The sequence below is a fragment of the Bradyrhizobium sp. 160 genome (assembly GCF_023073735.1).
In the GTDB taxonomy this organism is placed as follows: Bacteria; Pseudomonadota; Alphaproteobacteria; order Rhizobiales; family Xanthobacteraceae; genus Bradyrhizobium.
Genome location: NZ_JADPKD010000005.1, coordinates 1 through 18,414, shown reverse-complemented (window position 1 = coordinate 18,414; position 18,414 = coordinate 1). Strand labels below are relative to the sequence as shown.

The following is an 18,414-nucleotide window of genomic DNA, read 5'->3' as shown; positions in this document are numbered from 1 at the left end:
GCTCCGCCTTCCGGCGGCATCAAGCCAGATGGCACGCCACGAAGTGCCCGCCCGCCCCTTCCCTCAGCTCCGGCGCGCTTTCCGCACAGCGCGGCTGGGCGATCGGACAACGGGTGTGGAAGTGGCAGCCGGATGGCGGCTTCATCGGGCTCGGCACGTCGCCCTTGAGGCGGATGCGTTCGCGCTTGAACTTGGGATCGGGCACCGGCACCGCGGACAGAAGTGCCCTGGTGTAGGGATGCTGCGGGTTGCGGTAAAGATCGCTCGCCTTCGCGAGCTCGACGATGCGGCCGAGATACATCACCGCGACGCGATCGGAGATGTGCTCGACGACAGAGAGATCGTGCGCGACGAACAGATAGGTGAGGTTCAGCTCGGCCTGCAGATCTTCCAACAGGTTGATCACTTGCGCCTGTATCGACACGTCGAGCGCGGAGACCGGCTCATCGCAGACGATCAGCTTCGGTTCGACCGCGAGCGCCCGCGCGATCACGATGCGCTGGCGCTGGCCGCCGGAGAACTCGTGCGGGTAGCGCCGCATGTGCTCGGCCTTGAGCCCAACCTTGACCAGGAGACCCGCGACGCGCTCCTCGCGCTCTTTCGCGGACGAGGCGAGATTGTGGATGGTGAAGGCCTCGCCGAGGATCGCACCGACTGTCATGCGCGGATTGAGCGAGGCGAACGGATCCTGGAATACGAGCTGCATGTTCCGCCGCATCGCGCGCAGATCGTTGCCGCCGAGCTTACGCACGTCCTGGCCGTCGAAGGTGACCTCGCCGTCTGTCGGCTCGATCAGGCGCAGCACGCAACGCCCCGTCGTGGACTTGCCGCAGCCGGACTCGCCGACGAGGCCGAGCGTCTCGCCGCGATTGACGGAGAAAGACACGCCGTCGACCGCGTAGACGGTGCCAACTTGGCGCGACAGCAGACCGCCGAGCACGGGAAAATGTTTCTTCAGGCCGCTGACGCGCAGCAACGGTTGGCTCATGCCGCGCCTCCCAGAGTGGTATCTCCCAAGTGGCAGGCCACGCGATGCCCGGGCGCGATCTCGCGCAGCAGCGGCTCTTTCTCGGTGCAGACGTTCATGGCGAACTTGCAGCGCGGGGCAAAGCGGCAGCCAACCGGCGGATTGATCAAGATCGGCACCGAGCCGCCGATCGCCTCCAGCCGCGTCTTGTGCTCGCTGTCGAGATCGATGCGCGGGATCGAGCGGATCAACCCTTGCGTATAGGGATGGCGGGGATCGCCGAACAGGTCGTCGACGAGCGCCTCCTCCACCACCTTGCCGGCATACATTACGACGACACGCTGCGCGGTTTCGGCGACGACACCCATCGCATGGGTGATCAGCATCACCGCCATGCCGAAGCGGTCCTTCATGTCCTGGAGCAGGTCGAGGATCTGGGCCTGGATGGTGACGTCCAGCGCGGTTGTCGGCTCGTCGGCGATGATCAGCTTCGGCTTGCAGGCGAGCGCCATCGCGATCATCACGCGCTGGCGCATGCCGCCGGAGAACTGGTGCGGATAGTTGTGCACGCGGCCTTCGGCGTTCGGGATCTGCACCAGCTTCAGCATCTCGATGGTGCGCTCGAGCGCCTGCTTCTTGGTTACCGCTTCGTGCCGCCGCAGGCTCTCGGCAATCTGCTCGCCGATGGTGAGCACCGGATTGAGCGAGGTCATCGGCTCCTGGAAGATGAAGCCGATCTCCTTGGCGCGAACCTCGTCAAGCTGATTGCTCGTCAAAGGGACGAGATCGCGGCCCTCGAAGATGATCTGGCCGGCCGCGATCCGGCCCGGCGGCATAGCGATCAGTTTCAGGATCGACATCGCCGTCACGGTCTTGCCGCAGCCGGACTCGCCGACGACGCAGAGCGTCTCGCCGCGATTGACGGAGATGTCGACGCCGTCGACGGCCTGGAGGATGCCGTCGTCGGTGGAGAAGTGGGTTTTCAGACCCTTGATTTCGAGCAGTGGCGGCATCAGATCACCCGTCGCGCATCGAGCGCGTCACGCAAGCCGTCACCAATGAAGTTGATGGCGACCACCGCGATGAAGATCGCGCCGCCCGGGAACAGCGCCCAATGCGGGCCGATGTCGAGAAAATCCTTGGCGTCATACAGCAGCCGCCCCCAGGTCGGGGTATCCGGCGGAAAGCCGAGGCCGAGGAACGACAACGTCGATTCAGCGATGATGGCGGCAGCGACGTCGATGGTGCCGGCGATGATCACGGGGCCGAGCGCATTGGGCAGGATGTGGCGCACCACCTGCCGCACTGGACTGGCGCCGAGCGCTCGCGCGGCCTCGACGAATTCTTTCTCGCGGATCGACAGGAACTGCGCGCGCACGAGGCGCGCCACCGGCATCCAGCGGAGGCCGCCGATCACGAGCACGATCAGAATAAAGATGCCGCCCTCTGGGCCGAACGCGGCTTTCAGCCCGTCGCGGAAGAGATAAATGAGCAACAGCAGGAGCGGCAATTGCGGCAGCGACAAAAAGAGATCGGTGAGCCACATCAGCCCATGACCGAGCGCACCGCGCGACATGCCGGCGAGCGCGCCGATCAGCACACCGACAAAGACCGAGACCAGCATTGCGGCGAGACCGACCGCGAGCGAGATGCGCCCGCCATAGATCATGCGGGCCAGGATGTCCTGGCCGAGATCGTCGGTGCCGAAAGGATGGGCCAGCGACGGGCCCTGCATACCCGCGACGATGTCGATGTCGTCGATCTTGACCCGCCAGACGAAGGGGCCAATCACCACCGCCAGGATCAGGACGAGGAGCAGGAACGCACTGACTACAGCGAGCTTGTGGCGACTATAGCGCCGCCACGTCTCCCGCCAGGGCGAGTAAACGCGCCGCTCAGCGGAAGGAGATGCGAGGGTCAAGCCAGCCATAAAGGATGTCCGCGATGAGATTGAACAGCACGACGAGGCAAGCGAACACGAAGGTGACGGCCATCACCACCGGCGTGTCGTTGGACAGGATCGAGGAGATCAGCAGCGAGCCGATGCCCGGAATGCGGAAGATCTGCTCGGTGACGATGGCGCCCCCGAACACCGCCGGCATCTGCAACGCAATGAGCGTCACGACCGGGATCATGGCGTTGCGCATCACGTGCTTGACGATGACTTTGGTTTGTCCGAGGCCCTTGGCGCGCGCCGTGGTGACATAGTCGAGCCGGATCACGTCGAGCATCGCCGAGCGCACGAAGCGCGTCATCGAGGCCGCCTGGAACAGGCCGAGCACCGCCACCGGCATGATCGCCTGGCGGATCATCTCCAGCACCCAGTGGATTCCCGTGCCCTTGATGTCGGTGGTGTAGACGAAGGGCAGCCAGTCGAGCGTGACCGAGAAGATCAGGATGAACAGGATGCCCGTGAAGAAGGTCGGCAGCGAAAAGCCGACGAAGGCGAGCGTATTCGCGATCTGGTCGAACAGCGAATATGGCCTGGTCGCCGCGTACACGCCGACGGGAATCGCGATCAGGAGCGCAAGGATCTGCGCCGAGCCGATCACGTAGAGGGTCGCGGGCAGGCGCTGGAGGATCAGCGTGTCGACGTTCATCCGGCTGACGAAGGAGAAGCCCCAGTCGCCGTGCAGCATGGCGTTGAGCCAATGCAGGTAGCGAAGGTGAATCGGATCGTCGAGGCCGAACTTGGCCCGAAGTGCCGCCTGCACTTCGGGCGGCACGTTCGGATTGGTCGCCAGTTCGGAGAACGGATCGCCGGGGGCGAGCGCGAGCACGACGAACAGCACGACCGAGATTCCGAGCAGGCTCGGAATCGCGATCAGCAGGCGACGCAGAACGTATTGGCTCATAGGGAAATCCGTTTACGCCCGCGCGATCATGCCTCCCGGTACCAATCGAACAGGTTGTCGGTCTCGTTGGCCCAACCGCTAACGATGCAGACGAGGTTGTTGGCCGCGGCTTCCACCTTGAGGCGATGCTGCACGGGGATGAATACGACCTCCTGAATCAAGAGATCATTGGCCTTGATGTACAGCGCGGCGCGCTTGATCGGGTCCATTTCGGCTTCCGCCGCTGCGATGATCCCGTCGTAGTCCTTGTTGACCCAACGCGGAAAATTGGTGCCCTGCCACTTGTTCTCCTTGGTTGACACCCTGTCCGACGTATAGCGGCGCATGTGCTGCGAAGGATCCGGCTGGCTCATGGGAATCTGGAACATCTCCAGGTCCGCATAGAACTTCGGATAAGTGTCGGGATTGCCGACGTCCGAGGAGAAGAACACGGAGGCGACAACGGATTTGAGTTCGACATCGATGCCAGCCTTCTGGCAGGCTTGCTTGACGATCGCCTGAGTCTTCTGGCGCGGTCCGTTGATCGAGGTCTGGTACAGCAGCTTCAGCTTCTTGCCGTCCTTCTCGCGGATGCCGTCCGCGCCGGGCTTCCAGCCGGCGTCATCAAGAAGTTTCGCCGCCTTCTCGACGCTGAATTCCCAAGTGTTGTTCTTGGACACGAATTTCTCGGGACCGTTGAGGAAATTAGCGGTCGTGCGGCCGGCGCGGCCGTAGATGGCCTTTTTGACCGACTCGCGATCGACCAGCATGGACAGCGCCTTGCGCACGGCCGGATCGGAGAACAGCGGGTGCTTGGTCTTGATCGAAGAGCGTTCGCCATCGATCTCGGTGTTTGGATCGGTGAAATTGAGCGCGATGAACTCGGTGTCACCCCCCACGGCGTAGACCGCCTTGCCCTTGCCGCCCTTTTCCAAGCGCAGCAGCACGTCATCTTCGACCTGGATGTTGTAACCGAAATCGTATTCGCCGGTCTGGATCACCGCGCGCGCCGCCGAAACGGCATCGCCGCCGCCCTTCATCTCAAGCGTATCAAAGTAGGGGCGGTTGGGCATGTGGTAGTCGGAATTGATCACACCGCGCACGAGATCGCCGGGCTTGAATTCCACGAACTTGTACGGACCGGTGCCGACGGGTGACAGGTTGTTCGGCGCCTCGCGGGATTTGGCGCCCTTGTAGTCCGCAAAAAGATGTTTGGGGATGATGCAGTTCGGTGCGCCGACGAAAGCATCGGCCCAGAAGGGGGTCGGCTTGGCGAAAAGGAGGCGTACCGTGAGATCATCGATCTTTTCGACCTTGATGTCGCGGTAGGTGCCGATGGTGACTGCTGCGGTGGCGGGATCGCTTGCATATTCCCAGTTGAACACAACGTCGTCGGCAGTGAACGGCTTGCCATCGTGCCATTTGACGCCGGGCTTGAGCTTCCAGGTCACCGATTTACCGTCGGCGGCGAGCCCGCCGTTCTGGATCGAGGGAATCTCTGCCGCAAGAACCAGCTTCATGTTGCCGTCGGGGTCCCAGGAGGCGAGCGGCTCGTAGAACAGGCGCGAGCCGTCCTGGTCCTTGGTGCCGGTGGCGAAGTGCGGATTGAGCAGGGTCGGGCCCTGCCACCACAACAGCTTCAATGCGCCGCCGCCGCCTCGCTTGGTCGGCTTGTAGGTCGAGGCGCCCTCGGCCATAGCGACGCCGCCGAGCGCGAGGATCTGATTGGCCAGAGGAGCGGTGAGACCGACCGCGGCCATGTGCTTGATGAAGCCGCGGCGATCCATCCGCCCGTCCTTCACCTGGCCGATCATCGAACGCAGTTCTTTATCCAGCATGGTTGTCCCCCGTCTGGTTCCTATCGTGATGACGACGGCGGTCAGAGCTGCCGCCCAATTAGCTGGCAGTAGATGGCACACCGAATGGGGGGCGCGTCAACTGGGACCGTATGTATGCAAACGGTCTTCTGGCTGTCCGTTGGGCAGAACTGCCTTCCGTGAGCCCATCCATTCGGCAATCCAGCATCAAAACATGCTGGATTGCGCGCTGCACTGCGGAAAATTTGTTCGTCGGATCAGACTAAGTATCGATGCTCTACGTCACCGACATATCGAGCGGCGGCGCGACATGGTCCGGCAACGGACAGACGTAAGGCGTCTTGGCCGTCCGCCTCTGAAGATCCGCCTTGGCAGACTTGATCAGCTCCGGTTCCGTCAGCGCCTTGATACCGAGCCCGGCCATCGCCTTGGCGGCCTGCACCATCGCCTTGTGGGCATGCGGGCTCTTGCCCTGCGCCACCACCTGCCAAGTGTGGAAGGGCGTGCCGATTGCAACCGTCGGTGCGTGAACCTGCACGGTCGGAACCACCCAGCTCACGTCGCCCACGTCGGTCGAACCGACCAGCGGGTTGCGCTTGGCATCCAGCGGCACCAGGAAGTCGGCCAGCGGCCGATCGGTGGGCTCCATGCCGATCGCGTAGTAAACTGACGCAATGTCCTTGTCGGTCAGCGTCGCACGAATCTGGCTGGCAAAGCCCTTGTCCGCGTCGTCGAAATGCGGCGGTCCGAGGTCTTCCATGACACGGTGCAGCGCCTGCTCCAGCGGGGTATTCGGCAGGATGTTGGAGACCGCGGAGATGATCTTCATTTCCATCTTGGTCTCGGTCATCAGCGCCGCGCCCTGAGCGATCTTGGACACGCGCTCGACCAGCTCGTTCATGCCGGGAAGATCGCGGGCACGGATCGAATAGCGCACCCGTGCATGGGCCTGCACCACGTTGGGCGCGATGCCGCCGGTGTCGAGCAAGGCGTAGTGAACGCGCGCATCGCTCGGCATGTGCTCGCGCATGTAGTTCACGCCGACGTTCATCAATTCCACCGCGTCGAGCGCAGAACGGCCCAGATGCGGCGAGGCCGCCGCATGCGAGGTGCGACCGGTGAAGATGAAATCCGCGCGCGTGTTGGCGAGCGAGGGCGTGACCGCCACTTCCCAGAAACTGTGCGGATGCCAAGTGATGGCGATGTCGGCATCTTCGAACGCACCCGAGCGCACCATGAAGGCCTTTGCCGCGCCACCTTCCTCTGCGGGGCAGCCGTAATAGCGCACGCGGCCGGGCACCTTGTTCTCGGCGAGCCAGTCCTTCACCGCCGTCGCGGCGAGCAGCGCAGCGGAACCGAGCAGATTGTGACCGCAGCCATGGCCATGGCCACCGACCTCGATCGGACGGTGCTCGGCGACACCCGCCTCCTGGCTCAACCCCGGCAGCGCGTCATATTCACCCATGAAGGCAATGACCGGACCGCCTTCGCCCCACTCGCCCATCAGCGCAGTCGGGATGCCGGCGAGATTCTCGGTGATGCGGAAACCCTGATGACGCAGCTCGGCGAGATGCTCGGCGGCGGACCGCGCCTCGGTGTAGCACACCTCGGGCGTGCCCCAGATCTTATCGCTGAGGTCGATGAAACGCGCCTTGATCGTGTCGACGCCACGCCAGATGTCGCTGCGGTTATCCATGCTTCGATCCGTGATCCCTGGTCAAACGAAGCGGCAATGGTTAGCAGCTTCATTGCACCGCGCCTAGCACCTCGCCGGACACCAGCCATGCGACGGCTGCCGGATCAAAGGGCCGGCTGTCACCTGCGCACGAACCGTCGTTATGCCTTTCGAAGATTTCACGCGGCGTTCTCTGGAATAGTTGGGAACGAGGCTTTCAAGACGGCGTCCTCCGGCCTAAATTATGCGTGCTTCGCGCCTCGTTCCCCCGGCGACGGCGGAGCGATGCTCTCAGCCAGGAGAACTCCATGCCCGCACTGACCGAATGGAGAGTGCCACCGGCCAATCAGCCGCGTGCAAGCGATTATGGTTTCGATCTCGACCGCGCGCTCGCGTCCGTCGTCGGCCTGCACGCCATCATCCCGCCCGACGCCTTCAGCGCCGAGACGCTGGGCACCGAACGCGCCGGCAACGGCGTCGTGATCGACGACGGGCTGGTGCTCACAATCGGCTACCTCATCACCGAGGCGGAATCCGTATGGCTGCACCTGGCCGACGGACGCGTGGTCGAAGGCCATGCGCTCGGCTTCGATTCCGTCACCGGCTTCGGCCTCGTGCAGGCGCTCGGCCAGCTCGACGTCGAACCCTTGCCGCTCGGCACCTCGGCGGAATCGCGGATCGGCGATCGCGTCGTGGTCGGCGGCGCCGGCGGCCGCACGCGCTCGGTTGCGAGCCAAATCGTGGCCAAGCAGGAATTCGCCGGCTATTGGGAATATCTGCTAGATGAGGCCATCTTTACCTATCCCGCACATCCGAACTGGGGCGGCACCGCGCTTCTCAACGAACGCGGCGAGTTGATCGGCATCGGCTCACTCCAGCTCGAGCGCGAACGCGACGGCAAGGCCGAGCACGTCAACATGATCGTGCCGATCGACCTCTTGAAGCCGATCCTCGACGACCTGCGCAAGTTCGGCCGCGTAAACAAGCCGGCGCGGCCTTGGCTCGGGCTCTACTCGACCGAGATCGATAACCGCGTGGTGGTGATCGGCATCTCCGCCAACGGCCCGGCCGCGCGCGCCGAGCTCAAGACCGGCGATGTCATCCTCGCCGTGAACGGCGAGAAGGTCACGAGCCAGACCGACTTCTATCGGAAAATGTGGGCGCTCGGCGCCGCCGGCGTCGACGTGCCGCTCACCGTGCACCATGAAGGCGTCACCTTCGACGTCACGGTGACCTCGACCGACCGCTTCAAGCTCCTGAAGGCGCCGCAGCTGCACTGACGCAAGGCTTGAGGAAGTGGTTATGACCGAGGCCGTGGTGGACGACATCGTGGCCGTGCTGCCGCCGCTGCTCAATGCGCTGGAGGCGCTCGGCTTCTTCCAGCGGCATCTGCACCCGCCAGCCTTCGCCTCGGTGATGAACGCGATCGGCTCGCCGGACGAGGCGCTGCAAGCGGCGCGGGCAGCGATCGGCGACTGGCCGGAGCAGTTCGCCGGGCTGCGCGAGCGGCTCGATCGCGCTTGCAACGAGACGCTCGCCGCCTTTGCCGGGATCCGCGAGGTCGAGCGCGGCAATGGCGACCTCGTCGCCGTGTTCCGCGCGCTGCGCCACCTGCCGCGCGCGCAAGAGGCGCTCTATCCGCTGGCGGTGCAGTTTCCTCCCGTGAGCAGCTTCTTTCTCAACGCTGCCAATCGCGGAAGTGCCGACCTGTTGTCCCGGCTCGAAGGTGGCGCTAGCGAAAATACCGGCATCTTCCATGATCACAACGAGCCGGGCAGCCGCGGCGGCTTCTCGGTCTATGTGCCCGAATATTACACGCCCGATCGGGCCATGCCGCTGGTGATGGCGCTGCATGGCGGCAGCGGCAACGGGCGCGGTTTCCTGTGGAGCTGGTTGCGCGATGCGCGCAGCCTCGGCGCAATCCTGGTAGCGCCGACCGCAACCGGCCCGACATGGGCGCTAATGGGCGATGATGCCGACACGCCGAATCTCATGCGCATCCTCGAGACCGTGCGCAGCCGCTGGACGGTCGATGCCTCGCGCATGCTGCTGACCGGCATGAGCGACGGCGGCACCTTCTGCTACGTCACCGGACTCGACGGCGCTTCGCCCTTTACCCATCTTGCGCCGGTGTCGGCGACCTTCCACCCGCTGATGGCGGAGGTGGCGAACGCCAAGCGCCTCCAGCGCCTGCCGGTCTTCATCACCCACGGCAAGCTCGACTGGATGTTTCCGGTGCAGACCGCACGGCAGACGCAGGCGAGGCTCTCTGCCGCCGGCGCCGACGTCACCTATCGGGAGATCGACGACCTCAGTCACACCTATCCGCGCGAGATCAACGCGGAGCTGCTGGACTGGCTGAATAGGACATGAACGATCCGTCCTTACCCGCGCCGCACCGCCGCGGAACAATCGCTCCGCACCGACGTTATCGCTCGTCACCGGAGGTTCGCCATGCAGACTGTTTTCGGAATGATCCTCGGCGCGCTGCTGCTTGCGGGCGGGGTCTACGTCTATGATTCCATGCAGACGTCGTCGGTCGCCAATGGCGAGGTCGCGATCACCAATCGCACCATCGTGAACTGGGATGTCGCCAAGGCCGATTGGGACGCGCTGCGGGACCGCGCGCACAAGGACTGGGTCCGGATCTCGTCGAAGTAGCGACGCGGTATCATGAACAAGGCGCCGTCGCGAACTCCGCGGCGGCGCCTTTGTGTCGGGTGATGACTATCGCCTGGCTCAGTTCATCTTGGCCTTGCGCGCGTCGGCAATGACCTGCTCGAACTCGTTCATGCTCAGCACGCCGGGTACGCGGTATTTGCCGACGATGAAGGACGGCGTGCCTCGGAAGCCGAAGGCTTCGGCCTGCTCGTTGTTGCGCTTGAGGATGGCGTCGATGTCCTTGGCGTGGCCGGCGAGATCGCGCTTCAGGCGGTCCATGTCGACACCGGCGCCAGCAAGAATCTCGTTGATGCGCGGCTCGGTCAGGCGCGAGCTGACGCCCATCATGGCGTCGTGGGCCTGATGGTATTTGTCCTGGAATTTCGCCGCCAGCGCGGTCCGCGCCGCCGTGACCGAGACCGGCCCGAGGATCGGCCAATCCTTCATCACCAGCCTCACCTTGCCGTCGTCCTGGACGACTTGGCGCAGCTCAGGCTCGAGCTTGCGGCAATAGGGACAATTATAATCGGACCATTCGACAATGGTGATGTTGCCGTCGGGATTGCCGGCAACCGGCGTGTCGGGATCACGCAACACCTTGGATTCGGTCAGCACCTCGTCGTCATTGACGGCGGCGCGGGCGAAAGTGATCCCACCAGCCGCCAAGGCGCCTGCCCCGATCAACGTCAACGCCGCGCGCCGCGTCGGCACTAGGCCCTTATTGCCAAATCCAGCCATATCTCGTCCCGTTTCGGTCCCATCGCTGCAAATACGATCCGCGACCGAGAGTTGTTACGGCTCATATAGAGCGTCGCGGGCGCGATGTCATCGCCATGCTATGCGTGGATTGCGGCTGGCGTTGGCGACGCCGCGTCGCGCGGCAGCATCGCCATCAGCGTGCCGGTCATGGAAGCGATCAGCGTCGCCTTGCCCTCATGCTCGGCAAAGGCCCTGGCTTCGCAGAAGGTCAGCGTGCGGCCGGGTTTGACCACCGCGGCTTTGAAGACAAAGCGCGCGCCGCGAGCAGGTGCGAGCAGCGTGGTCTTGAATTCGACGGTGAGGATGTCCGCTTGACGCGGCATCAGGGTGAACGCGGCGACGCCGCAGGCATTGTCGAGGCCTGCGGTGATGATACCGGCATGGACAAATCCGTTCTGCTGCGTGAAGGCAGCCGAATGCGGCATCGCCAGCTCCACCTCGCCCGGGCCGAGATGAATGATCGAGATACCAAGCGTGTGCATCGCCGGCTGGGCCGCGAACATCGCCGTGGCCGCAGCTCGATAATCCGGGTTTTTCGGCTTGAATGCCATCGTCGTTCACGCCTCCCCGCCTTATCCTTTTCTTCCGCCTTCGTGTTGATACGGTAGCGTATCAGAGCTCCACCGCGCTAGCAATACGGCACCGTATCAAGAACCGGCGAGGCTTTCTTCATGAGCGACGGCAAGGGCGATGTCTGGGTCGAGGCAGGGTTTACCGAGCTCGCCCGCTCGGGCGTCGAGGGCGTGCGGGTGGAGGTGCTCGCCAAGAACCTCGGCGTCACCAAGGGCGGCTTCTACCGCCGCTTCGCCGACCGCGCCGCACTGCTCGAAGCGATTCTGGAACGCTGGCGCGAGGGACGCGCCACGGCGATCGCGCAGCAGACGAGTCTCGACGGACAAGAGCCCCGCGAGCGGCTGAAAGCGTTAATCCAGCTCTATTCCGAGCGGCTCAATCCGGAGGGCATGGCGATCGAGCTCGCGATCCGGCAATGGGCCCGTTCGGATGAGGGCGCGGCGGCGGCGGTGGCGAGCGTGGATGCCGCGCGGCTCAAGCACGTCGCCGAGCTCTATCGCGCGACCGGCCTTGCCGCCGAGGAGGCCGAGGCGCAGGCCTTCCTGTTCTACTGCTTCATCTTCGGCCAAAGCCTCTTGTTCGTCGAGCGCGGGCCGCGCAAGCGCTCGCAGCTTGTGGCCAAATCGGCCGAGAAGCTGCTCGACTAAGCGAAATGGCCGGAGCTTTGCCCCGGCCATCGCATTGCTTTCGAAGCTCAGGCGGCTGCGCCCTTCAGCTTCTTGGTGCATTCGCTGTAATAGCCGCCGCCCTTCTGGATCCACTTCAAGCCGCCATTGCCATTTGTGGCCTTGTTGGCATTGTACTGGTCGACGCAGGTGTGGAGCCGCGCCTTGCCGGGGGTCTCCTTGGCGTATTTCGGATCGACCGCGTTCGGATAGATCGCAGGTCCAGCGGGCAGCGTCGGCGCGGCGGCGGGCGCGGCTTCCTTCTTCGCCTGCTTCGGTTCGGCAGGAGCGGCGGGCGCAGCCGGAGCAGCTGCGGTGGGCGCAGCGGCTGGCGTTGCGTCTGCACCGCATTGGGCCTTGCGGAAGTCATTCCACTTCATGGTGCCGAGCGAGCCATCCTTCTTGGCCGCCTGATATTTTGCGCTGCACTCCTGTGCGGTCAGTGCCTGCGCCGGCGCGCTCGCCACCAATGCCGCGACAGCCGACGCTGCAATCGAACACAACAATTTTGCCTGAATGGTCATCCCTGGGTCTCCTCCTTGGTCTTCCCGACGAAAGTGAAACGAGGATTGCTATCCTAGCGTGTCGATCGCTTGCGACAAGGATGCGATGGGTTTGCGCCGGCAAAATTTAGTCGTGGGGCCGTTCGACTCATTCATGTCGCGTTCAGCAACGCAGGCCGACGTTCCCAGCCCCTCGCAATTCAACAAGAGTGCAACACATGACCGTCACCTCCCGCCTCGCCGCCCTGGCTCTCGTCTCCTTGCTCGCCACCGGCAGCGCCTTCGCCCAGACCGCCGCGCCGGCCGCCAAGACCGATACAAAGACCGACACTGCTGCCACCGCCGACAAGAAGGCGTCGAAGGAGCGCTCGGCCGAATCGCTTGAATGCTCCAAGCAAGCCGACGCCAAGGCATTGAAGGGCAAGGAGCGCAAGAAATTTCGCCGCGAGTGCATGAAGGAAGCGAAGGCCGGCACTGCCGCCCCCGCCACCGCCGACAAGAAGTAAGTCCGTCACGATCCTCCGCCAGCATCGGTGAGAGGCACGCGCATTGCGGCATGACGAGCCTGCAATTGTGTGCCTCTCGCTGATTTGCGATAAGGTGACGTGAAGCAAATCGTCGCCTCCCTGCCGTTCGAATGGCCGAGCCGTGCCAACGTCTTGAGCACGATCGAGACGCTTGTCGTCGGCACCGCCGGTGGCCTCGTGTTTCTACTCGCCGGCCTGCCGGGCGGGCTGATCTCGGGCTCGATGATCGCGGTCGGGATCGCGGCAATTGCCGGTCGTCAGCTGATGCTGCCGCCGATCCTGACCCAGACCGTGCTGGTGCTGCTCGGCATCTCGCTGGGCTCGGTGGTCTCGCGCCATCTGATCCAGCAGGTCAGCGCCTATCCCGTCACCATCGGCCTGCTTGCGCTCGCGACGTTCTGCTCGACCTTCGGCTCGAGCTATTACCTCCAGCGCGTCCATGGCTGGGACCGCACCTCGGCTTTCCTCGCCGGCAGCCCCGGCGCGCTTTCGCAGATCACGATCCTGGCGGTCGAACGCGGCGCCGACCTGCCGGGCATCGCGGTGGTGCAGACCATGCGCGTCATCATCCTCACCGCGGCGCTGCCGATGGTGCTGGCGATCGCGGGCGTGGTGCCCTCGGCCGCACCGTCGCTGACGACAACCATTGCATCGCCGCTCGACCTCGTTGCGCTGGCCGCAGCCTCGCTGGCGCTGGCGCTGTTTCTGCGGCTGATCAAATTTCCGGCGAGCTGGATGTTCGGCGCGATGATCGCCTCCAGCGTGTTGCATGGCGCCGGCTGGGTCGAGGGCGGCCTGCCGGGCTGGGTGCGCGGCGTGGCGCTGGTCGGCATCGGCGCCCTGATCGGCAGCCGCTTTGCGCGGATGCGGATCAAGACTTTGGCCGGCCATATCAACGCGGCGCTGGGCTCGTTCGCGGTCGCAATTGCCGTTTCCGCCATCTTCGTCGGCATCGTCGCGCTCACCACGCAGGTGAAATTCTCCGATGTCGTCGTCGCTTTCGCTCCGGGCGCGATGGACGCGATGCTGGCGCTGGCCCTGACACTGCACATCGACCCGATCTTCGTCGGCGCCCATCACCTGTCGCGCTTCGTCTTCGTGACGATAGCGACACCTGGCATCGTGCACTTGTTCGGTCGTACGCAGGATGACGTGGACGATTGAGCTCAGCGCTTCGCCGTCCGCACAAATCCCCATGCAGCGATCGCGGCCATCAGCAGCGAGATCAGCACGTTGTAGCCGGCAAGCGAGAGGCCGAGGAAGCGCCACTGCACCTCGTCGCAGCGCACCACCTTCACGGTGTCGAGCCGCGAGAAAAGGTCGCCAGCGTTACCGAGATTGACGACGGGACCGGAGCAATCGGTCGGCCCCTTCCAAAATCCCCATTCGACGCCGGAGTGATAGGCGCCGAGACCGGCATTGGCGAGCGTCGACAGCGCGAGAATCGCTAGCGCAACGAGCAGCAGCGGCCGCGGCGCGCCGCTTCTGGCCCCGAGCACCGTGAGGGCACCGAGCGGGATCGCGAGGTAATAAGCGTAACGCTGCTCCAGGCAGAGCGGACAGGGCAGGATCTCCAGCACGAGCTGGAAGAACCAGGCGCCCGCGATCGTGGCCGCGGCGATCAATGTGACGAGCAGCGAGGCCGTCAGCGCGGGACCGGCGCCAGTCGGCTTGAACGCTGGTATTGCGGCACTCCGGGTCGTCACGGCAGCCTCTCTCCGATCGGTCGCGCTCCAAGCCTCTAACTCCGGCTTATGTGGCTGTCGAGAACGGCCGGGATCACTTTGGCGCGGGTTGACCCCATCCTGTCCATGGCTATAGTCCGCCGGCTTCGCGACGCCCTCATCCGAGCGGCCGACCGAGGGCCCCTGTGGCGGAACTGGTAGACGCGCTCGACTCAAAATCGAGTTCCGCAAGGAGTGCTGGTTCGATTCCGGCCAGGGGCACCAACTAGGCTGTTCAAGACCGTTCCAAGACGTCCGCAACCGTTCGCGCAGTGCTCGGAAGCCCTTGAAAAATAGGCCTTTCCGCGTACATCGGTGTTCGTCACCGTTTGTTCTCATCCGATCCCAACCGCCCGATTTGTCGGTATTTTTGTCGGTATCCAGAGAACAAACGTTCACGGCGACTTTCGCTTCTCCGAACGAAGGGATCTTGAGCAGATGGCCGGCAAGAGTGATGGCGTGTGCGCCACCCCCAAGCAGATCAAGACAGACGTCGACTGCCGAGCCGCGCGACCGAAATTCGACAACGGCACGTGGAGCCCCGCCAAGATCTCCGACGTGACCGGCGGCGGTCTCTATCTCTTCGTCACGCCCGACCAAAGCATGCCCGGCAACGCTGCCTCCAAGCTCTGGCGGATGGACTACCGCTTCCACACCCGTCGGAAAACCTACTCCATCGGCCCTTACGGCAACGGCAAGGATGGCACGTTCTCGCTCGCTGACGCGCGGCGAGAGCGTAACAAGGCCAAAGACCTGCTCAAGGAAGGCAAAGACCCAAGCACCGAGAAGCAGCTCGACAAGCACAGGCAGACGGCCGCCCGCTCTTTCGGGCGATGGGCCGACGAGTGGCTCGCGAAGAAGAAAATCGAAAAAGTCAAACGCGGCAGGATCGTCGCGGTGCGCGGCTCCAAGACCATCGAGGTGCTTGAGCTGCGTGTCGGCTACGTCAAGGCTCGCTTCGGCAAGTTATCTAGGCTGGACATCAAGCGCCCGGACGTTCTCGCGTTCATGCGTTCATACGAAACCGAGGGAAAGCTGGAAACGCGCGACCGCGTGCGCAGCATCGGTGAGCAAATCTGCGACTATGCCGATGTCGAAGGCGACGGCTACAATCCGTTCCGCAACCTGAAGGGGCAGATGATCGCCAATATTTCCACGCCCCGTCCCGGGGTCACCGAGCTGCGCGACGTGACGCGCGTCTTCAAGCTCATCAGTGCACCGTGGACGAGAGCGAGGTTTGGTGACGTTGTTGGCCTTGCCTTGCGCTTTGATGCGCTGACCATTCCCCGCCCCGGCATGGTCAATGAAATGGAGTGGAGCGAGGTAGATTGGGATGCCGAACGCTGGACTGTTCCAGCCGCCAAGATGAAGACCGGTTGGGACCATGTCGTACCTTTGTCACGGCAGGCACTTGCAATTCTGCGCAGCGTTCAGAAGCTGACCGGCCATCGCCGGTACGCGTTTTCCTGCTCGAAGGATGCACCGCTATCAAACAACACGCTCAACAAACGCTTGCGGCTGCTTGGCATTGACACCAAGACTGATCATTGTGCCCACGGATTCCGAACCACCTTCTCGACCCTGTCTCACCACGAAGAGATCAAGGACGCCAAGGCATGGGATGGCGATGTCGTCGAGTTACAGCTTGCGCATCTAGATAACTCTACTGTGGAAGGGCTGTACAAAAGGCACGGACCGCTCGCGCTGATCGGCTCGCGTACGAAGTTGATGCAGCATTGGGCTGATCGGATCGACCGCTGGCTCGATCCCAAGAAGGTGATGCCGATCAAGGGAGGCGCGCAGGCTTGAGTCGCCTGAAGGCGACCCGTTCCGAGTTGCCTTCGCCGATATCGTAAGAACCGTTGGTTGCGGGGAGGCGCAACACCCGATCGCTGCGAAATGGGGCCAAAAATGCGAACGGCGCCCCTTCGGGAGCGCCGTCGCTGGTAGCTCAAGAATCGATGGTTGTAGGGGCTCGCCGTACTCATTTCTTGCGATTGATCGAGCACGAAATCCCGAAGCTTGTCGCATGAATTCCGAGGACCCGCTGATTAAGAGACAGCGCCGGGTTGAGAAAAAATCAATGACTTAGCGGTCGCACCCCTGGACTTATCCGACCGAAAATGGGCATTCGTCGCACGATTATAGCGCTTCGTTCGCGCCGCGTATTAGTCTCGCTATCCAAACGGGAGTGCGGCTTCATGGACCGTGACCAAGGCGCCTCGCGTCGCGAGGACAGCCGTATTGAAAGTCGGGGTTCGAGTCAGGGGGCCGTTTTGATGATCCCCCCGGAAAAGGCGGTGCGATTCGAGATCATTCGGACGGCCGCCTAAGTCCACTTAAATCCCGTCGCGCGTCATCTTTGGCCGTCCGCCGCTAGCTTGCGCAGGTTTCCTCCATCGGACGCTCAGACCTGTCCCGGCCGGCCCTACCCGGCCGCTCCCCCGTCAAAGTCAAAGTACGGGCGCAGATCGAGTTAGACGTGGAAAACGGCGCCGGGAGCATGCCCGGTCGGCGGCGGCGCGTGCAACATCGAGCGGAATCAGCAGCTCAGGTCGGTTACTGGCGAAATTCGTGCGAAGAGTGATCTTGCCCGCGACCTCGAAAGCCTGATCTCCTCCGGCACAGGGGCCCAGGACCCGATCCGGCTCGTGACTGAGTCCGCCACGGCTTTTATTCAATGGCGGACGAATGGAGAACAGCGTCGGCGAACAGGCGATTTGAGAGGTCGTCCGCGAGGACAACTACGTTTGGATGCTTCAGAAGCGAGCGATGGTCGCCAGGAAGAGGCGGCGCTTCAATGACGCTATCGAAGACAGCGCGCCATGAAGTTGCTGTGTTGGCGGAGTTCTGATTGTAAGAGACGCCGAGCGCCGAAACCTTCTTGGGTACGTAGAGTCTGCCCGCGCGAATATGGCGAACGAACACTTGGAAGATTTCCTCAAGCGCGGGTGCACCAATTTTCCATGCACCCGAGAGGGCGAGAGCAAGCGCTGCGAAGTCAGCTGGCCGAATTTCGGTCGTTGCACCGTGTTGAGGCGACAATCCACCCTCCTCCGCAAGGAATATAAGGAATTCAGACCATTCCTGGTCCATGGAGAGACTGAGAGGCGCTTCTAGGACCGACGGATAGGCACTATCGATCATAGCCACAAAATCGACCCTCACGTGTGCGGAAATAAGTACCCCAGCGACGGCGTGGGCGAGCACACCACCAAAAGACCATCCGGCGAGCGTACAAGCCATGTCCGGTAGCACTGGAAGAATGGCCCGAGCATAGACTTCAGCTATCTCGTCAATCGAACGCACGCTCGCGAGTTCGTGACCGAAGTTTAGGGCATGAATACCATAGATGTTTTGCGTAGGTGGCAACGCCCGCACGAGGTCATCATAGATGCTCAGGCCTCCGCCACGCGCGTGACAGAGGATAAGCGGCCGACTCTTGGCGACTCGAAGAGAAATGAGTTGGCCCGCAGATTTTCGACCGTCCTTTGATCGCGAGCGCACTTTCTCGGCGCACTGGTCGAGGCGGGGACTCGCGATATGCGCGGAAAGTTCGAGGGTAAGACCCCGCCGCCGGAGTTGCTCAAGCACTTGCAGTGCCAGCAGTGAGTGCCCGCCCAGCTCGAAGAAGTTGTCGTGCCGGCCGACACGTTCCAGGCCCAGAAGCTCGGCCCAGATCTGCGCCAGCGCGATCTCGATCTCGCCC

General features: G+C 63.3%; 18 protein-coding genes and 1 tRNA gene. 8 read left to right on the top strand and 11 right to left on the bottom strand.

Annotated features, from left to right (window positions below; translation table 11 throughout):
• Window positions 1–19: 19 nt before the first annotated feature.
• The 6 genes from IVA98_RS01090 to IVA98_RS01065 form a co-directional block, all read right to left on the bottom strand.
• Complete coding sequence (locus IVA98_RS01090) at window positions 20–988, bottom strand: ABC transporter ATP-binding protein (protein ID WP_247279715.1); 969 nt, start codon at window positions 986–988, stop codon at window positions 20–22.
• Window positions 985–1,980 (bottom strand): ABC transporter ATP-binding protein, encoded by a 996-nt coding sequence (locus IVA98_RS01085; RefSeq protein WP_247299026.1) that lies wholly within the window; start codon window positions 1,978–1,980, stop codon window positions 985–987. Before IVA98_RS01085 ends, IVA98_RS01090 begins: the two co-directional genes overlap by 4 nt.
• The gene (locus tag IVA98_RS01080; protein ID WP_247279717.1) at window positions 1,980–2,897 is read right to left on the bottom strand and encodes an ABC transporter permease; all 918 of its coding nucleotides are present in this window, start codon (window positions 2,895–2,897) and stop codon (window positions 1,980–1,982) included. The genes IVA98_RS01085 and IVA98_RS01080 overlap by 1 nt, the downstream gene beginning before the upstream one ends.
• Window positions 2,863–3,822, bottom strand: a complete 960-nt coding sequence (locus IVA98_RS01075) for an ABC transporter permease (RefSeq protein ID WP_247279718.1) — start codon at window positions 3,820–3,822, stop codon at window positions 2,863–2,865. Before IVA98_RS01075 ends, IVA98_RS01080 begins: the two co-directional genes overlap by 35 nt.
• Window positions 3,823–3,848: 26 nt before the next feature.
• On the bottom strand, window positions 3,849–5,639 hold the full coding sequence (locus tag IVA98_RS01070) for a peptide ABC transporter substrate-binding protein (protein WP_247336602.1): 1,791 nt from the start codon (window positions 5,637–5,639) through the stop codon (window positions 3,849–3,851).
• A 256-nt stretch (window positions 5,640–5,895) separates the two neighbouring features.
• Window positions 5,896–7,314 (bottom strand): M20 family metallopeptidase, encoded by a 1,419-nt coding sequence (locus tag IVA98_RS01065; protein ID WP_247299022.1) that lies wholly within the window; start codon window positions 7,312–7,314, stop codon window positions 5,896–5,898.
• 287 nt (window positions 7,315–7,601) lie between these two features.
• Between IVA98_RS01065 and IVA98_RS01060 the strand changes: the two genes are divergently transcribed.
• The 3 genes from IVA98_RS01060 to IVA98_RS01050 all read left to right on the top strand — a co-directional run bounded on the left by IVA98_RS01060 (window position 7,602) and on the right by IVA98_RS01050 (window position 9,954).
• Complete coding sequence (locus tag IVA98_RS01060; RefSeq protein ID WP_247299020.1) at window positions 7,602–8,573, top strand: S1C family serine protease; 972 nt, start codon at window positions 7,602–7,604, stop codon at window positions 8,571–8,573.
• A 22-nt stretch (window positions 8,574–8,595) separates the two neighbouring features.
• Complete coding sequence (locus IVA98_RS01055; RefSeq protein WP_247299018.1) at window positions 8,596–9,666, top strand: carboxylesterase family protein; 1,071 nt, start codon at window positions 8,596–8,598, stop codon at window positions 9,664–9,666.
• 81 nt (window positions 9,667–9,747) lie between these two features.
• The gene (locus IVA98_RS01050; RefSeq protein ID WP_247299016.1) at window positions 9,748–9,954 is read left to right on the top strand and encodes a hypothetical protein; all 207 of its coding nucleotides are present in this window, start codon (window positions 9,748–9,750) and stop codon (window positions 9,952–9,954) included.
• A gap of 78 nt (window positions 9,955–10,032) precedes the next feature.
• Here the strand turns inward: IVA98_RS01050 and IVA98_RS01045 are convergent, their stop codons facing one another.
• Window positions 10,033–10,692: a DsbA family protein gene (locus IVA98_RS01045; protein WP_247299014.1), complete on the bottom strand. Its 660-nt coding sequence runs from the start codon at window positions 10,690–10,692 to the stop codon at window positions 10,033–10,035.
• 98 nt (window positions 10,693–10,790) lie between these two features.
• Window positions 10,791–11,264 (bottom strand): PaaI family thioesterase, encoded by a 474-nt coding sequence (locus IVA98_RS01040; RefSeq protein ID WP_247299013.1) that lies wholly within the window; start codon window positions 11,262–11,264, stop codon window positions 10,791–10,793.
• A gap of 120 nt (window positions 11,265–11,384) precedes the next feature.
• On the opposite strand from IVA98_RS01040, the gene IVA98_RS01035 reads away from it, so the two are divergent.
• A complete protein-coding gene (locus IVA98_RS01035) occupies window positions 11,385–11,933 on the top strand; it encodes a TetR/AcrR family transcriptional regulator (RefSeq protein WP_247336605.1) in 549 nt (182 codons plus the stop codon).
• 47 nt (window positions 11,934–11,980) lie between these two features.
• Here IVA98_RS01035 and IVA98_RS01030 read toward each other — a convergent pair whose 3' ends face one another.
• Window positions 11,981–12,475: a hypothetical protein gene (locus IVA98_RS01030; RefSeq protein WP_247299010.1), complete on the bottom strand. Its 495-nt coding sequence runs from the start codon at window positions 12,473–12,475 to the stop codon at window positions 11,981–11,983.
• A 197-nt stretch (window positions 12,476–12,672) separates the two neighbouring features.
• Between IVA98_RS01030 and IVA98_RS01025 the strand changes: the two genes are divergently transcribed.
• Together IVA98_RS01025 and IVA98_RS01020 are read left to right on the top strand one after the other, a co-directional pair.
• Complete coding sequence (locus IVA98_RS01025) at window positions 12,673–12,960, top strand: PsiF family protein (RefSeq protein WP_247299008.1); 288 nt, start codon at window positions 12,673–12,675, stop codon at window positions 12,958–12,960.
• Between the two features lie 99 nt (window positions 12,961–13,059).
• A complete protein-coding gene (locus IVA98_RS01020) occupies window positions 13,060–14,145 on the top strand; it encodes an AbrB family protein (protein ID WP_247336607.1) in 1,086 nt (361 codons plus the stop codon).
• A 2-nt stretch (window positions 14,146–14,147) separates the two neighbouring features.
• Here IVA98_RS01020 and IVA98_RS01015 read toward each other — a convergent pair whose 3' ends face one another.
• Window positions 14,148–14,687, bottom strand: a complete 540-nt coding sequence (locus IVA98_RS01015) for a disulfide bond formation protein B (protein WP_247299004.1) — start codon at window positions 14,685–14,687, stop codon at window positions 14,148–14,150.
• Between the two features lie 158 nt (window positions 14,688–14,845).
• On the opposite strand from IVA98_RS01015, the gene IVA98_RS01010 reads away from it, so the two are divergent.
• Both IVA98_RS01010 and IVA98_RS01005 read left to right on the top strand, forming a co-directional pair.
• Window positions 14,846–14,930, top strand: a tRNA-Leu gene (locus tag IVA98_RS01010).
• A gap of 90 nt (window positions 14,931–15,020) precedes the next feature.
• Complete coding sequence (locus IVA98_RS01005) at window positions 15,021–16,514, top strand: tyrosine-type recombinase/integrase (RefSeq protein WP_247354227.1); 1,494 nt, start codon at window positions 15,021–15,023, stop codon at window positions 16,512–16,514.
• An 864-nt stretch (window positions 16,515–17,378) separates the two neighbouring features.
• Here the strand turns inward: IVA98_RS01005 and IVA98_RS01000 are convergent.
• Window positions 17,379–18,414: thioesterase domain-containing protein (locus IVA98_RS01000; protein WP_247354226.1), on the bottom strand; the 1,036-nt coding region annotated here is incomplete at its 5' end.

Coding starts and splice junctions, on each gene's coding strand:
- IVA98_RS01090 (WP_247279715.1), bottom strand. CDS start 988: ATGAGCCAACCGTTGCTGCGCGTCAGCGGCCTGAAGAAACATTTTCCC.
- IVA98_RS01085 (WP_247299026.1), bottom strand. CDS start 1,980: ATGCCGCCACTGCTCGAAATCAAGGGTCTGAAAACCCACTTCTCCACC.
- IVA98_RS01080 (WP_247279717.1), bottom strand. CDS start 2,897: ATGGCTGGCTTGACCCTCGCATCTCCTTCCGCTGAGCGGCGCGTTTAC.
- IVA98_RS01075 (WP_247279718.1), bottom strand. CDS start 3,822: ATGAGCCAATACGTTCTGCGTCGCCTGCTGATCGCGATTCCGAGCCTG.
- IVA98_RS01070 (WP_247336602.1), bottom strand. CDS start 5,639: ATGCTGGATAAAGAACTGCGTTCGATGATCGGCCAGGTGAAGGACGGG.
- IVA98_RS01065 (WP_247299022.1), bottom strand. CDS start 7,314: ATGGATAACCGCAGCGACATCTGGCGTGGCGTCGACACGATCAAGGCG.
- IVA98_RS01060 (WP_247299020.1), top strand. CDS start 7,602: ATGCCCGCACTGACCGAATGGAGAGTGCCACCGGCCAATCAGCCGCGT.
- IVA98_RS01055 (WP_247299018.1), top strand. CDS start 8,596: ATGACCGAGGCCGTGGTGGACGACATCGTGGCCGTGCTGCCGCCGCTG.
- IVA98_RS01050 (WP_247299016.1), top strand. CDS start 9,748: ATGCAGACTGTTTTCGGAATGATCCTCGGCGCGCTGCTGCTTGCGGGC.
- IVA98_RS01045 (WP_247299014.1), bottom strand. CDS start 10,692: ATGGCTGGATTTGGCAATAAGGGCCTAGTGCCGACGCGGCGCGCGGCG.
- IVA98_RS01040 (WP_247299013.1), bottom strand. CDS start 11,264: ATGGCATTCAAGCCGAAAAACCCGGATTATCGAGCTGCGGCCACGGCG.
- IVA98_RS01035 (WP_247336605.1), top strand. CDS start 11,385: ATGAGCGACGGCAAGGGCGATGTCTGGGTCGAGGCAGGGTTTACCGAG.
- IVA98_RS01030 (WP_247299010.1), bottom strand. CDS start 12,475: ATGACCATTCAGGCAAAATTGTTGTGTTCGATTGCAGCGTCGGCTGTC.
- IVA98_RS01025 (WP_247299008.1), top strand. CDS start 12,673: ATGACCGTCACCTCCCGCCTCGCCGCCCTGGCTCTCGTCTCCTTGCTC.